12 protein-coding genes and 1 CRISPR repeat array are annotated in these 15,187 nt (G+C 38.4%); of the genes, 2 read left to right on the forward strand and 10 right to left on the reverse strand.

Annotated elements, in window-relative coordinates:
* Nucleotides 1-7: 7 nt before the first annotated feature.
* Nucleotides 8-406, forward strand: coding sequence for a cupin domain-containing protein (locus FXV91_RS03555; RefSeq protein ID WP_229388372.1), 399 nt, complete (start codon nt 8-10; stop codon nt 404-406).
* Between the two features lie 452 nt (nt 407-858).
* Nucleotides 859-2,634, forward strand: a complete 1,776-nt coding sequence (locus tag FXV91_RS03560; RefSeq protein ID WP_229388374.1) for an RNB domain-containing ribonuclease — start codon at nt 859-861, stop codon at nt 2,632-2,634.
* A 152-nt stretch (nt 2,635-2,786) separates the two neighbouring features.
* On the opposite strand, the gene FXV91_RS03565 is transcribed toward FXV91_RS03560, so the two are convergent.
* The 10 genes from FXV91_RS03565 to FXV91_RS03615 form a co-directional block, all read right to left on the reverse strand.
* On the reverse strand, nt 2,787-3,194 hold the full coding sequence (locus FXV91_RS03565; protein WP_229388376.1) for a type II toxin-antitoxin system death-on-curing family toxin: 408 nt from the start codon (nt 3,192-3,194) through the stop codon (nt 2,787-2,789).
* On the reverse strand, nt 3,175-3,426 hold the full coding sequence (locus FXV91_RS03570; RefSeq protein ID WP_229388378.1) for a hypothetical protein: 252 nt from the start codon (nt 3,424-3,426) through the stop codon (nt 3,175-3,177). The genes FXV91_RS03565 and FXV91_RS03570 overlap by 20 nt, the downstream gene beginning before the upstream one ends.
* 345 nt (nt 3,427-3,771) lie before the next feature.
* Nucleotides 3,772-6,653: direct repeats of the CRISPR family, unit length 37 nt; unit sequence GTTTCAATCCTTGTTTTAGTGGATCTTGCTCGCGAAT.
* 111 nt (nt 6,654-6,764) lie between these two features.
* Complete coding sequence (gene cas4, locus FXV91_RS03580) at nt 6,765-7,454, reverse strand: CRISPR-associated protein Cas4 (RefSeq protein WP_229388380.1); 690 nt, start codon at nt 7,452-7,454, stop codon at nt 6,765-6,767.
* A 17-nt stretch (nt 7,455-7,471) separates the two neighbouring features.
* Nucleotides 7,472-7,762: a CRISPR-associated endonuclease Cas2 gene (cas2, locus tag FXV91_RS03585; protein ID WP_229388382.1), complete on the reverse strand. Its 291-nt coding sequence runs from the start codon at nt 7,760-7,762 to the stop codon at nt 7,472-7,474.
* 88 nt (nt 7,763-7,850) lie between these two features.
* Nucleotides 7,851-8,822 (reverse strand): CRISPR-associated endonuclease Cas1, encoded by a 972-nt coding sequence (gene cas1 / locus FXV91_RS03590; protein WP_229388384.1) that lies wholly within the window; start codon nt 8,820-8,822, stop codon nt 7,851-7,853.
* A 14-nt stretch (nt 8,823-8,836) separates the two neighbouring features.
* Nucleotides 8,837-9,487 carry a CRISPR-associated endonuclease Cas6 gene (locus tag FXV91_RS03595; RefSeq protein WP_229388386.1) on the reverse strand — a complete coding sequence of 217 codons (651 nt, stop codon included), beginning with the start codon at nt 9,485-9,487 and terminating at the stop codon, nt 8,837-8,839.
* Nucleotides 9,488-9,496: 9 nt separating this feature from the next.
* Complete coding sequence (cas3, locus tag FXV91_RS03600; RefSeq protein ID WP_229388388.1) at nt 9,497-11,899, reverse strand: CRISPR-associated helicase Cas3'; 2,403 nt, start codon at nt 11,897-11,899, stop codon at nt 9,497-9,499.
* Complete coding sequence (gene cas5b, locus FXV91_RS03605) at nt 11,871-12,551, reverse strand: type I-B CRISPR-associated protein Cas5b (RefSeq protein WP_229388390.1); 681 nt, start codon at nt 12,549-12,551, stop codon at nt 11,871-11,873. Before cas5b ends, cas3 begins: the two co-directional genes overlap by 29 nt.
* A gap of 14 nt (nt 12,552-12,565) precedes the next feature.
* A complete protein-coding gene (gene cas7b, locus FXV91_RS03610; RefSeq protein WP_229388392.1) occupies nt 12,566-13,441 on the reverse strand; it encodes a type I-B CRISPR-associated protein Cas7/Csh2 in 876 nt (291 codons plus the stop codon).
* Entirely contained in the window at nt 13,441-15,096 is a 1,656-nt protein-coding gene (locus tag FXV91_RS03615; RefSeq protein WP_229388394.1) for a TIGR02556 family CRISPR-associated protein, read from the reverse strand. The genes cas7b and FXV91_RS03615 overlap by 1 nt, the downstream gene beginning before the upstream one ends.
* Nucleotides 15,097-15,187: the final 91 nt, after the last annotated feature.

Raw genomic sequence — 15,187 nt, forward strand, 5'->3', positions numbered from 1 at the left:
AAAGGATATGAAAGGATTTTCCATTAATATAGAAGAAGCCACTCTGGAAAACGACAATTTCCGCAAGGTGCTCTATACCTCAAAACACAGCCAGCTGGTACTTATGACCCTCAAGCCCGAAGAAGACATCGGGATGGAAGTGCATGAGGAAAACGACCAGTTTTTCCGTTTTGAGGCAGGACAGGGTAAGTGCATAATCGACGGCAACGAATACGAACTCAGTGATGGGGTCGCAGTTGTAGTGCCAGCCGGTGCAGAGCACAACATTATCAACACCTCGAAAACCGAAGAGCTGAAACTCTACACAATCTATTCCCCGGCGCACCACAAGGACGGAATCGTTCGCGCCACAAAAGAAGAAGCCGAAGCAAATGAAGCCGACTTCGACGGCGTGACCACGGAATAAGATCATAAGAACATAGAATAAACTGTTACTCTCGGCCAAAAAATTGCTACGCTTTATGATCGGTAGTTGATTTAATTAAAAAAGCAAGATAAAACGTTTTATCAAAGTAAAGCGTTTTACTTTTTTATATTTAGAATTGAAAGATCGGAATTTATTTACAAATGCTGCTGACCTGTTTATTTGTATCCAGTGTTTCAATTCTGATTTTAGTGGATCTTGATAATGAATTTTTGAAAATTGGTATTCCATCACTCAGAATTTGTTTCAATCCTTGTTTTAGTGGATCCAGATTCGCGAGCGAGAATGATTTACTACGATGGCACAATGTTTCTTTTTTCACCATGGCGGCACGGCAGAAACAATAACTTGTAAAAATGGGCATCTCTTACCACTTTTTTACTAACCAATATACATATAAGGAAAGATACCAAATTTTGCACCTAAGTGGTATTATGCCAGATATGCTCAGAGGTATTACGATCGATGACGTGACAACCCGGGACATGGATGATGCAATCTGGGTGGAAATCACGGAAAATGGCGGCTGGCACGTCGCGGTCATGGTCGCGGATGTCGCAAAGGTAGTTCCCAGGCATTCAGAGCTTGATCGGCTTGCGATGTCCCGGGTCGAGACCAGGTATTATGCAAACGGTAACAGCCCGATGTTGCCCAGGCGGCTCGCAGACGGGAAGCTTTCCCTGTGGCCGGGAGAGGCGAAGTATGTCCTCGTCGTGGATATCATCCTCGGCATAGATCTGTCGATCCTCGAAACAAGGCTTTTGCGGACTGCGATGACCAGCGAAGCCCGGCTCGCCTTCTCTGACATCCCCCGTATTCTATCCGATCGGGAGCACCAGCAGCATGCTCTCATCAAGCTCACAAGCCAGCTCGCAAGCGGTCTTTTGATGCAACGCCGTAACCGTGGAGCGCTGGCATTCTACGACCTGGGGCGCGGGCTGGTGACGAGTGAAGAAGGATCGCTTCGGCAATTGAGATGCAGGGAGGATACCATCGGCTACGTCATCATCCAGGAGCTGATGATTCTCGCTAACATGGCTGTAGCAGAGTATGCGGTCAAAAATGACATTCCTATCCTTTTCCGTAACCATATAGCCCGGAGCGCTACTCCTGAGCGGGGGGACTTGCTGAAGCTGCTCGAAAGCATGGCTGTTATCCCTGAGGTAAATATAGCTACCTTCAGGCATACCGCGTACATGATGCTCAACAGAGCGGAATACGGCCCAGTCATCCTGGGTCATTTCGGACTGAACCTCGGAGCGTATACTCACTTCACCTCGCCCATCCGAAGGTATGCTGATCTCGTGAACCACCAGCAGATCCGGGCATACATCCGAAACGAGTCCTTGCCCCATTCTAAAGAAGAGATTCAGGCAATTGCATCACACGTCAACCTGACGCGCCTCGAAAACGACAAGGCTAAAAGCGAATACATGAAGGAAAAGGCGTATAGAAAAGCTGAGTCGGTCATCCTGGGGAATCGGATCGAGGATGCAAGCGATACAGACTTCGAGCGCATCACCAAATTCCTGATCCGCAAGGGAGAAGACTGCCCCGATGCTTATTGCGATGCTTTCCGGAAACGCCTTGGCAAGCTGCCGATCATCTGTGCAGGGCTGGTACTCCTGCAGGCTCCTGATGGCGAAAGATGGACCGGGCTTAAAAGAGCACTGCTGGAGGAAATCGCAACTGCGCCTCATCAGGCCGTCTCGATCTTCGACATCGCACAACATATACCGGGATGGCAGATGCCCGTATACGACGTGACCGAAACTGCACGGAGCAACCTGCCAGTATTCATTGCTCGGAGCGCCATTAGAGTCGATAATAGAGAGTACCAGTCCGCAGCATACGAGGACATGACAAAGAAAGGCGCCGTGCAACGGGCATCTGTAGACCTGCTCGCGGCTATTGTGGGCTTACCCGCTCCGGACTTGAAGATCACGATCGCAGATCAGTCCGCCAGTAAGGAAGAGATGACGATTAACACGTCGAAAGACCCGATTTTTGCCCTTCAGGAGTATTGTCAGGCGAAGAAACTTCCCTTGCCAGCTTATTCGTTTGAGATGGAAGGCTCGACCAACAAGCCGATTTTCACCTGTACCTGCACCTTTGGGTCCTCGACCCGCACCGGACAGGCGGGAAAAAAGCAAAGGGCCAAACGGCTGGCAGCTAGAGCAATGATATTGACTTTAATATCTGAGAGTTGATATCGAATTCGAGATTGTAATGAGAAGCTCCGTGCCGCCGTGGTTCTTTGGTTTCAATAATTGTTTTAATGAGTCTTGCTATTGAATTATTAATTGTTACCCTGTGCATCTCTTTGATTCTATGTTATCATATTCTTTCCGTATGTCGATTATCATATTCTTTCCGTATGTCGAATTATCCATCTTTTTATTTCTTCAATTGACATTTCATTTTCTGTTGTAGCTACTCTAATTATGAACTCTATCATCTCTTCATCTGTAGATGTAAACTTGTATCCTCCATCTTCAATAATAAAATTCATGGCTTCATAACCAGTTCTTTTATTCCCATTGAAAAACGGATGTTTTGCAACAATAGTATAGACTATTATTGCGGCATTTTCAAAAATAGTATTAGATTCTTTTATTAAATATTCAAACATTAATTCCAATGTAGCTAAAGAACGTATTGTGGGGGTATAATCATCTGGGTCTTTAAATTTATCGTAATCTATAACCTTTTGATGAATTTTCAAAATTTCAATTAAACTGATCAAAGCATCACTTTCTTCCAAGTGCATCTAAAATATTTTTATCTTCTACCAGCTTTTTTTCTAACCAAACATTAAAATCTTTTATGTGAGATTCCTTATGTTCTTGTTTTTCTTCTTTTGGAAACATTGGTTTATAATCTTCTTTCTTTTTAACTTCGCTAATAAGTCTCTTAACTACTGAATTATAAGACTCTTCAGGAGCTAATTTTAGCTCTCTAAGAGACTCTTTTACATCCGGATCTATAGCTATTGTAGACATATATTATAATATGTTATAATAGAATAAATAAATATACATTAAAGCATGACTGATCAGTAAGCTCAAGAATTGTCAGTGAGTTTCCTAAAATCAAATTTATCCTTGCAGGCGGATTAAATCCTGAAAACGTCCGCAGCTCCATTAGCAAAATCAGGCCTTATGGCGTTGATGTAAACAGTGGAACTAGAGGCAAAGATAGCACAAAAGATATCTGTAAGATAAAAAAGTTTATAGAGCAGGCTAAAAATAGTGTTTAATCCGATTTTTGTGAATTGTTTTTTTCTAAACTATAAATTTCTTTAAATTTAATAGAAGCATCACCTGTCAAAGGGGTGTTTTATAACTGTTTCAATCCTTGTTTTAGTGGATCTTGCTCGCGAATTTTTAAGCGATGTAGACGACACAGAGATGGAGTATGGTTTCAATCCTTGTTTTAGTGGATCTTGCTCGCGAATTTTGAAGTGTGGGACGAAGACGAAGAGCAGTGGGGTTTCAATCCTTGTTTTAGTGGATCTTGCTCGCGAATACTCATTCAGATGCTACGAAACTGCTAGGAATCCCTGGGTTTCAATCCTTGTTTTAGTGGATCTTGCTCGCGAATCAATCTGAATTGCTGCATTGCCAGCGGACCAATGAGTTTCAATCCTTGTTTTAGTGGATCTTGCTCGCGAATAGACACCAAATTCTTTAATGAAAATCGATACCCCGGGTTTCAATCCTTGTTTTAGTGGATCTTGCTCGCGAATAGTTGTGCGGGGGTCACTTCTACCATAGTCATTTTTGTTTCAATCCTTGTTTTAGTGGATCTTGCTCGCGAATAGTTGTGCGGGGGTCACTTCTACCATAGTCATTTTTGTTTCAATCCTTGTTTTAGTGGATCTTGCTCGCGAATTGTAATTATTCAAAAACCAACCGGGGAAAGATATTTCCCGTTTCAATCCTTGTTTTAGTGGATCTTGCTCGCGAATCTTCGATAAGATTCTCGGAATGGTAGACAAAATGAGTTTCAATCCTTGTTTTAGTGGATCTTGCTCGCGAATATATAAATCAATCGACTTGCTCTGAATTAAGAATTGTTTCAATCCTTGTTTTAGTGGATCTTGCTCGCGAATATGGGGATTCGCAATGGATCTCCGCCTGGAAGACAAGTTTCAATCCTTGTTTTAGTGGATCTTGCTCGCGAATTTATTTAGAGGAACCGGGAATCAAGTGTTAGTGTGGTTTCAATCCTTGTTTTAGTGGATCTTGCTCGCGAATCCGGAAAGGTCATATTCTGAATTGTGAGCGTAAAAAGGTTTCAATCCTTGTTTTAGTGGATCTTGCTCGCGAATGAGAGTATGGTGTATCATTTTGAGTCATTTGGATCGTTTCAATCCTTGTTTTAGTGGATCTTGCTCGCGAATCAAATTTCGGTGCTCCGTTGTTGTTTGAGCCTGAAGTTTCAATCCTTGTTTTAGTGGATCTTGCTCGCGAATCAGATTGAAAAAATAGGATTCCTTATGGATGCCATGTTTCAATCCTTGTTTTAGTGGATCTTGCTCGCGAATGCTGAGCCGTCTTTTTCAAAATCGCTGAAAATATTGTTTCAATCCTTGTTTTAGTGGATCTTGCTCGCGAATGGACCGGGTAGAGCAGTCTGTAACATCTCAAGTTGGTTTCAATCCTTGTTTTAGTGGATCTTGCTCGCGAATCCTGAATAGAGCAGTTAATGACCCTCGTGATTACAGTTTCAATCCTTGTTTTAGTGGATCTTGCTCGCGAATCAGTACACTTTTTGTATGACCTGCAAGATAGTCTTGTTTCAATCCTTGTTTTAGTGGATCTTGCTCGCGAATAAGATTTACTTACTTTTGTTTTACCACAATTCTTGAAGTTTCAATCCTTGTTTTAGTGGATCTTGCTCGCGAATATTCCCGATGGTGTCTTTCAGGCACCCGGTAGTCTTGGTTTCAATCCTTGTTTTAGTGGATCTTGCTCGCGAATACTATGAATAATACCACAAGGACAATGCTTGCAGCATGTTTCAATCCTTGTTTTAGTGGATCTTGCTCGCGAATATTCCCGATGGTGTCTTTCAGGCACCCGGTAGTCTTGGTTTCAATCCTTGTTTTAGTGGATCTTGCTCGCGAATACTATGAATAATACCACAAGGACAATGCTTGCAGCATGTTTCAATCCTTGTTTTAGTGGATCTTGCTCGCGAATCCAGAAATAACACGTATATGTATAAGAGCAGTATTTTTGTTTCAATCCTTGTTTTAGTGGATCTTGCTCGCGAATCTCTTCAGGACAGCTTTTCTTAAGCAGGACTATAAGGGTTTCAATCCTTGTTTTAGTGGATCTTGCTCGCGAATATGTGTAGCATTTCGCTGTACTGCAAGAATCAGTTTCCGTTTCAATCCTTGTTTTAGTGGATCTTGCTCGCGAATCTAACGGGGGCTTTATACAGTATGTGGGTGGGTGATGTTTCAATCCTTGTTTTAGTGGATCTTGCTCGCGAATAATTATCCGCTCCGTCCTCGTATCATATCAGCTCAAGTTTCAATCCTTGTTTTAGTGGATCTTGCTCGCGAATAGGATAATATGGGGGGTTTAAATCCCCCAATTCAAGTTTCAATCCTTGTTTTAGTGGATCTTGCTCGCGAATCTCTGGCGTGAGAGCTCCAATTACACCAGGAAGAGTTTCAATCCTTGTTTTAGTGGATCTTGCTCGCGAATAGGAGCATAAGAGAGTACAGCTTTTATCCTACACTTATGTTTCAATCCTTGTTTTAGTGGATCTTGCTCGCGAATGAGTTTGCAGGCAGTGGAGCTGGGAGCTTCGACAAGTTTCAATCCTTGTTTTAGTGGATCTTGCTCGCGAATAAAGTTCAATTCTTACCATGTTCGGTTTCACCTTTGGTTTCAATCCTTGTTTTAGTGGATCTTGCTCGCGAATTGGTCCCTTTGTATTTTCCTATGATGGTGTTGAGTTTCAATCCTTGTTTTAGTGGATCTTGCTCGCGAATACCGATTACTTTTCCTGTACCATCCGACTCCTTGACAGTTTCAATCCTTGTTTTAGTGGATCTTGCTCGCGAATTGACCAGGTGTACATCTTCCCGGCTACGGTATGATGTTTCAATCCTTGTTTTAGTGGATCTTGCTCGCGAATGCGGGCAACTTCTTTTTGAGTATATAAGCCGGTTGAGTTTCAATCCTTGTTTTAGTGGATCTTGCTCGCGAATAGGGCAAAATTTTCCGGCGTTTGGCCAGAAAAGGCCTGAAATGAGCCCTTTTTCGGGGCTAAAATTCTTGCTGGAAAATTATCAAACCCTTTATAAATACAAGAAAAATTCTCATACGCAGATATTCCGGTAACAGCAATCTACGCATTTTCTAGAAGATCTGGATGTCTTGGGATATAAGCCTTTTTCAATGATATCTAGTATTTCCTCGATTATTTTCTCAGCTTTCTTAAAATCAGTGGTGCTGATCTCCATTTCTTTGACAAGGCTGTTGCTGCGGGTAAAACAGAGGTATGCATGGTTTACTTCAATATTGTAGTTTTCACGAATCAAAAGTGCCTGCAAAACCAGCTGGAATTTATATGTTTTAAAAATTTTGTCCTTATACTCGGCAAATTTGTATTCAAGAGGGGCAGCAGTCCCATCTTCAAGAAACAGCACCTCGTCAACGATTCCTTTTATATGGTGCTGTTTCGAAGCAATAAAAACTTCACTCTCCTTCCTTGTGCAGTTCAGTTTTTTCCTAACATAATCCCTGTTTGCGAGTTTCCTTGTTTCATGGACCTCGCGGCCTTTGACAACCTTAAACCTTTTCTCTTCATGCTGTGGGATATCGAGGCAGTACATATAGTAGGTAAAGCGGGGGCAGAACAGGTATTCAAGAACATCTGAAATCCGTATTATTGTTCCTGAATCGTTATCAGAATCAGGTTCAACGGCTATCTCGTCCTTGTCATCGGTATCGTTTTCAACGTCTGTTTCAGCCCTTTCCTCATTCACCAAAAACTCAGAACTCGTCATATGCGCCTCAGAAAAACTTAGAAGAATTTAGTAATTATTTCATCGCTGACAAGTTCCTTATCAAAGGCCTGACCGATCAGCTGAACCTTTTTAAAAGATTGGTCATCCATGGGGAAAATATATACAGAATCCTGTTCGGTATTGATCAGTTCTTCACACTCAATTCCCAGGGAATCTCTATCATTTGAATTAAGGTCTCCCAGAAAAACACTTTTTTGAACCCTATAAAGACCATAGTTCTTACAACGGTCACTAACTTTCTGACGGACTCTATCTTCCGTAATGTCATATATTACCCAGACAAGCAAAACCAATCCCCTCTACTCTTATTTCCTTTACTTTTATTTTTACCGAATATCAAATTATTAGCTTCACGAACTTCTCGCATTAAAATTATTATTTCCCAATCAGGCTGTTTGCAATCCTGTGACAGTCGAACTGGATTGTGTTTCCAATTTTTATGTTCCTGCCCCTGTAGCTTATTTCCTTATCAAAAGTTTCATTGACAGCCTGGATCAGAACAGCTTTTCCTTCTTTATTAAGCGTCATTCCGTTTGGAATTTCATCAAACTGAGATTCAGTTACCTGTTTTTTAGAAAAAAGGTTGAAGACTGTCCTGTCAATGTGGATGCGGTACATCTCAATCAGGTCAAACACAAAGGACTTTTTGTTATAGTCATCTGTGTGATTAAAGCCAACATAAGGGTCAAGTCCGGCTATAATGCACGCCTTTTCCACCCTGGAATACAAAACCCCATATCCGTAATTCAAAAGGCAGTTGAATTCGTCCTTTGCAGGGTTCCGGCTTCTGCCTGAAAACTTCCATTTATCGGGCAGAAGAAAACTTAAAGCTCCGAAGTAATTGCGCGATGCCATCCCCTCAAGACCCATAATTTTTCCCCGCATCTCATCAAGTTTACCCTCCAGAGCTTCAAGCTGGGATTTCATATCTTCCATTCCAGAGATATAATCATCAAGTTCGTCCTTCTGGTCAGGCCGATTCTTTTTTAGGTCTTTCAAAAAAAGGATCTGGCCATCGATCTTCTGCTCAATCCAGCTTTTTGCAAGCCTGAACCCCTCAGGCTCTTCCGAAATTTCGAGCTGCCTTCTCCTTATGTATGTCGTGCTCCCGAGTTTTGAGTGCCATACTCTCCCATAAGGATCCCCGAAATTGTCCAGAAAAACGATATCGATATTGTTTTCCACAGCAAATTTGATCGCATCGGTAGTTATGGTTGCAGAAGTCGTAATCAGGATACTTTCCACTTTCTTTTCGGAGACTTCGAAAACTTTGTCGTCAACTTTTACAAGAAAACAGTTGTTCTGCTTTTTCAAAAATGAGCCGTGGGTGTTGATTACAAGCTGCATGCCGTCATCTCCTTTTATTGCTTTTTAATTGAACCATAACCTCGAGATACAGATTTTCCAACTCCAGCATAATCAGGGAGACAAAAATTTGATTTAAACCCACCTTTAAAACCAGCCATCAATTTACCTTTAAAATTTACCGTTATGGGCTTAACATTCAGTTTTACTCGAATTTTGTCTTCAACACGGCAGTTCAGAGATTTTGCCATGGAAAGCAAATTTCCGATTAGAATCTTAGTCAATAAGTCATCTTTATCGATCTCATCAACAGCATTGTAATTTGTTATATTTTCCTGATTTAAAGCAAGCCAGGGGGTTTTGAAAATATACTCATTAATCTTATCGGTAACACCAAAAAAAGTAGATTCAGTAGTAATTTCTGCTCTTTCAAGACAAAATCGGGTTCCCTCAATATTTAGTTCCTCTTCACAAATACCGATATCCAGAATAAGATTTGCACCTTCATTTAAACCCAGAAGAGTAGGTATGCCATCAATAACCTTGTATTGAACTAAAGGATATCTGTAAATAGGTCCTTTTTCCCCATGATTATGCATAAGCTCTTCGAAGGAATATTTTTTAGCAAAAAAACCTCGGAGTTTTGAACCATAACGCATTTGCAGACGAATATCCGGATATTGCACACAACTGTAACTTATATGCAAGAAAACACCTCAAAAAATCATAACATTAGGGGTATCTAAAATAATCCCCTTTTCATCTGAATAAAGCTGCCTTGAACCACAACTTTTTGGAAGATATTCGACATCAAAACCATTTAGTTCGCAAAGATCGTCATGGATCAATGAATAAGTACTCTCATAAATGGATATTTTATACTGATTCAATTGGCGGAATAAATTTTTAATTTTGAAATTATATTCCCATTTATCCTTAGTTGATTTTCCATTCCTTTTAATTTCACTAAGTTTATTAATAATTTGAGAACATTCTGGATCTGCTTCAATAATGACATCCTTCTTGAAAGCATAATCATTTTTAATCAATTCAAAGGAGTCTCTTAATTTTTTAAGGTCAAAATCCTTTATATGTTCAAGAATTTCTGTGGAAACGTCAGGACTCACTTTTTCAATAATCTTTTTTGCATAAGCTTCGTTAAGGGAATAAATATCTTTTTCCAGAATAATCTCTTTATCTCCAAGAATATCCTTAGTAATATCGGTCAAAAATGCAGGATAAATATAACTGTGATAATATAAACCAGTTTTTTCATTTTTTAACCGATATACATGAACTTCGCTAAACTCTTGACCTACTCCATTTCTGTTAGCTCTTCCTGCAGTTTGGTTTATTGAACTAAGAGGAGAAAAATCTCTGTAAACAACATCCATATCAATATCGACACCGGCTTCTATTAACTGTGTCGAAATAACCACTAATTTATCAGAACCATTCTTGATGAATTTTATTTTATCAAGTCTTGCTTTTGGATATATTTCAGTAGAGAGATAAAGGCAATGTCTATCTGTATTTTTCTGAAGAAACTCAAATATTTCCTTTGAAGACTTGATCGTGTTCAGCACAATTAAAAAACTCTTATCTTCTCGGCTTTCAATATCTTCGATCAATATATCTTTGAAATCATCTAGAAAGATATCCTCGTGGATATGATTGCAGATCCTAATTCTGTTAAGATTTTCAAAATAAGCTTTCTTACCAGGTACAAGTTCATGTGCACCAATTAACAAAGGCATTGTTGCGGTTACAAAAATAAATTTGGTATTGTATTGTTTTGCCAGTAATTCAAAAAACTTCCGAACTACAGGATAAAATTTCTCATCCACTGCCTGTATTTCATCAAGAATGATTATTGAATTTGCAAGTCGATTAAAGCGATGTGCTACGGAATTGTCTCCAACTTTAAAGATCGTATTGAACAATTGTACAAAAGTAGTCGTTATGATTTTACTCTGCCAATTATCGTAACAAAACCTAGCATCGTAATTTTTGTATTCTTTTTCACCAGATTCATATTTAATTTCAGAAAGAGAATGGTGTTTTAATATTTCCGTATCCTTAGGTTCCTCATCCATTCCCTGATTAAATTTAATTATGTTTACTAACTCATCATAATTTTGATCAATTATACTCATGTAAGGGAGAGAATATATGACCCGAGATTGCTCTCCATAAAGATCTTTAAGTTTGTCTGCAAGGCAAAAAGCAGAATAATAAGCAAGAAATGTTTTACCAGAACCCGTTGGAACATTAATTGAAAAAAAAGATTCAGAATTCAAATCAATAAGATCAAGCTCCTTTTTCATTTCCCCAAAGATCTCATCTCTTATTCTAAATATTTGGGAATCTGCAATTGCTGCATTCTTAGACAAAAGATTAGCACGAATATGATCTTTATATTTTTCAACAAACCAACAGGGTTTTTGAGTCGGCAATTTTGGTAACTCGGCAATCAACTGCATTTTGTCTGCGTTTAGTAAAAGGGAATACAAATAATTAAAATCTAAAGTGTCTTTCACGGAAAAATTATTTAATTTCCATACTTTACGAAAATGTTTTTTCATTGTTTTTATATTAGTTTCATTAATGAAAGCAAAAAACTCATTTAAATCAAAACCATAAATTCTTTCAAGTTCAGTTTGACTAAATTTCTTAATATCCTCTATTTGCTCCTCAATGACACTATAATCGTCCATCAAATTAAACTCGTCACGGGCATCCTTCACACTCCCATGGTGTCGTTTCACGATTAAATAACCAAACAGTTTGTATTCCTCTGGAAGCCACCAGTAAGCAAAAATAGCAGACAAAAGAGCATGATTTTTATTTGGCCCAAAGACTTTGTCTTTTTTCCCAAACTCCTCTTTTTCTTTTGCTTCCTGAAAAGCAAGATATTCCTGAAAAAAGGAAGTGGCTTTACCAAAATCATGAGCCATGCAGATTTTTTTTATAACATCTCTCTTTTTATCATCCTGATTTTGAGAATCAAAGATATGAGTTGCTATGGAAGTAACTCCATCTAGATGATCTTTTAATGATTGATGAGGATGTGACTTCAAAGTAAAGTCATTATTCAAAGAAGAAAATGTTGTTGTCATCAACTTTATACACATCCCTTTTTAGATCACCTATCAAACTGCATGGATTGCCTTTTTTGAAAGCAAACAATATTTTTTCATAACTCGTATATTCCCTTTTTTCATTATTGCATACAGGAATATTGTCTGTAAACATCTGGTAATCAGAATGTTGCAGTTTTATAAAACGTGAAGGAATGATACTCTCCACGCTGCCCGCTCTCCCTGCTATTTCTACATTGCATCGATTTTCATAAACCAGTTTTGCAATGTATTCACTTACACCCAAATAAGGAGTGAAAACAGGACTTTGGTTCATTAACCTCTTCTCAAGTTCATCAAGCTTATCAGGAAGCCACGATATAAATATTCTATACTCTGGATCCCTCAGAAATTCGGCATTCACAGGGAAGTTAAACAGATCTTTTTCGGCCTTCATACTCACTAACTTCAGAACCTGCATATCCTTACGAACAGGAGAAAGCACTTGAATACCGATTCTTAGATCCAGAGTAGTTCTATAAATTTCAGTCTTGTCAATACCCATAACTGCTCCAATAAGCCCCTTTACAGCCGGAGGATGGATACACAAAAAAGTCAGAGCTGATGTAGTGGTATACGGTTTTCGAAATTTAGCGTATCCACTTTTTGCCCTAAAAACCAAGCAGTCCATCAAAGAACGCCTCATTAGAAGTCAATTACCTCAAAATCATCTCTTAGGTTGTCCACTCTAACGCTACTATGTTTAAATATGCGTATAGTGTCTATTGAATCTTTTTTACAATCATAATATTTGCAAAGTTTTTCAAGATCGAGAGTAACCTGGGAGATCTCTCTAACTCCCTCTGCCTCAGTATCAAAATTTACATCAACATAATTGAGTTCACCATCAATTCTATGTTCTTTGTATACTACTTCAACCAATAATCTGGGCATCTGGTTTTTGGAAGTGCTCCTGTAATTAATTAGTCCATTAATCAAAGCTTTAGTGAACTCACTTAGGTCCTCATCACTAACTTCAATACCCTGTCTTTTTGCTGCATTATCATTATAAACAGCATAGGTTTTGAAAAGTGCATAAGGAGATATGTATTTGGACCAGATTGTAGACTGGCTCTTTCCTTCTCCACTTGCATAAGCAGAATTTCCCTGCATGAATTTTATTTCTGCCGGATTGACTGATTTGCTCCACATCACTTGTAAAGGACCTGTAATATCATATTTGGGCTTTGTAATTACTGCACCAAATAACCTGACATCAATATACTCCTTTAAGAGATGGTTCGGCAGTTCAGCTTCTTTTACACCGGAATTTCCCATAATCTCTTTGATCAAATTAGTGCATGACATCACTTTTCCAGAATCATCCTTTTTTGTGCGAACGAGCACGTTGTGACCCATTGACTGCCATTCATCCCTGATAAAACGCTTTATTCGAACATCGGAAACTTCAAGCTGACCTGTAATTTCATCATGTCGGGGTTTGTTGTCATTTAGCATATCCCCATTTGGATTTGCCATCGTACTGTCCCAAATTAGTAAGTATTCTCTTGTATTAGCCATTATTCATCATCTCCATTAATATCGATATCTTCACTCTTTGATTTTCCAATCCACTGCTGCATTCCCCAGAAGAAAATGTATTTAGCTTCATCACTTGAGAATTTTCCATCACCTGTTCCCATCAGTTCTTTTGACGAAGAAATAAGATCTTTTAAATATCCTTTATTTTGCACCCCATATTTATACATCAATTCAGAGCATTGATTTGAGAAATAAACAAAAGTCTTGAAATCATATTTTCTTCCGAAGAAGAAGTTCTTTTCTAAATATGATTCAGTATTTTGTTTTTCAGCTCCACCCTTGTATATTTTAGATTCATATATCATATTTCCATAAAGACGACCAAGCAAAAACCATGCTTTTTTAGATTCAAGATCGAAAAATTCTTTGTTTACATCAAAGAAATCTTCAATATTCTCGTATGTTGTCATATCGTAACCTCTATCATTTTGTTCAACAAAATTCCAACCCTTATCAAGACAACCACAGTCCACAAGGAAACTATATACCCTATGGATCATGGACATACTTTCATACCCGTCAAAGTAGTCGTGTTTATACTTACTCATTGAATGGGAAAAGAAAAGATTTCGATTCAAATTGTTTCCATGAAAAATAGCTTTCAGGAAATTTTTAGCCTCGTTTGTATTGAAGATTTCATTTTGTTTTGAAAAATCTCCAAGTAAATAAGCAAGTACCAACCAGAGAGCCAGATTATTTCCCGACTTGGCCTTATACTTACGTTCAAGTTCTGCAATTTTTGTAAATCGAGAAGGTATCACGTCTCTTATGTGATAGGTTATTTTCCATTCTGATTTTTGCTTTGGCGCAGAAAAGAATACAATATCGACTTCAGTACCACAATTACCAATATTATCCATTACTTCATCTTCGTTTTCACGAATATTCTCAAGAAGTGTCCTGCCTTTAAGGTTACCAATATTAGAGAATTCAAAAATTTCCTTTATTTCCTCATTATACATATGAGGCAAGAATAAAATATCACTTCCTCCCCACCATGTATTGAGAAATGTGTTTACATGTTTTCTTCCATAAAGTATGTTAAAAATACAATCTTTACAAACACCATAAGATAAACCCTCTGTATTTGAGAAAATCCCTTTGTCATTTGTATAGCATTTATAGATGATGCTATCATACAGCGTGTCTGTGTGTATACCACACATCTGACAATTCCCAGAAGAAGATACTTTTTTTAATCCATTTTTTTCAATTTCATCCAGAAACTTATTTTTGGAGATATCTATTGGTTTTTGACCGTTTTTCATGAAAAATACTACAAAATTTACTCCATCATATTCTTTGAGTTTTGAATCAAGCAACGACTTAACATCATTGAATCTATCAAGAGGAACATCAATAAATTTCAAACAATCTTCTATTTTGCTATCCTTCAGTGAGTCTTTTTTGAGAACACCGCCAATAAACCAGTTTCCTTGAGTAAATAGTAATCCATCCCTGAAAACATTTTTTTCAAAATCTCTGGTATCGATTTTAACAGAATCACTGGAGATATCAACATCAATTATTAATTCATAATCTCCGTTCTCTTCCTTTTGCCATAAATCGACTAAGTCCTTTTCCCCTTCAATTTCTCGGACGGTCTTGCCTATATTGCAAATAGTTTCAATCATTTTTATTCCTGCAGTAAGGTATTTTCGTTAATTATATCAGTGACATCTGTTTGAGTTATACTCCTCAATGTCTTTCATTCCTAAGACAAAG

Source organism: Methanosarcina sp. DH2 (assembly GCF_020804225.1).
Taxonomy (GTDB): Archaea; Halobacteriota; Methanosarcinia; order Methanosarcinales; family Methanosarcinaceae; genus Methanosarcina.

What these genes read in the sequence shown, in the direction of transcription:
- FXV91_RS03555 (WP_229388372.1), top strand. Translation starts at nt 8, where the DNA reads ATGAAAGGATTTTCCATTAATATAGAAGAAGCCACTCTGGAAAACGAC.
- FXV91_RS03560 (WP_229388374.1), top strand. Translation starts at nt 859, where the DNA reads ATGCCAGATATGCTCAGAGGTATTACGATCGATGACGTGACAACCCGG.
- FXV91_RS03565 (WP_229388376.1), bottom strand. Translation starts at nt 3,194, where the DNA reads ATGCACTTGGAAGAAAGTGATGCTTTGATCAGTTTAATTGAAATTTTG.
- FXV91_RS03570 (WP_229388378.1), bottom strand. Translation starts at nt 3,426, where the DNA reads ATGTCTACAATAGCTATAGATCCGGATGTAAAAGAGTCTCTTAGAGAG.
- cas4 (WP_229388380.1), bottom strand. Translation starts at nt 7,454, where the DNA reads ATGACGAGTTCTGAGTTTTTGGTGAATGAGGAAAGGGCTGAAACAGAC.
- cas1 (WP_229388384.1), bottom strand. Translation starts at nt 8,822, where the DNA reads ATGCAGCTTGTAATCAACACCCACGGCTCATTTTTGAAAAAGCAGAAC.
- cas3 (WP_229388388.1), bottom strand. Translation starts at nt 11,899, where the DNA reads ATGACAACAACATTTTCTTCTTTGAATAATGACTTTACTTTGAAGTCA.
- cas5b (WP_229388390.1), bottom strand. Translation starts at nt 12,551, where the DNA reads ATGGACTGCTTGGTTTTTAGGGCAAAAAGTGGATACGCTAAATTTCGA.
- cas7b (WP_229388392.1), bottom strand. Translation starts at nt 13,441, where the DNA reads ATGGCTAATACAAGAGAATACTTACTAATTTGGGACAGTACGATGGCA.
- FXV91_RS03615 (WP_229388394.1), bottom strand. Translation starts at nt 15,096, where the DNA reads ATGATTGAAACTATTTGCAATATAGGCAAGACCGTCCGAGAAATTGAA.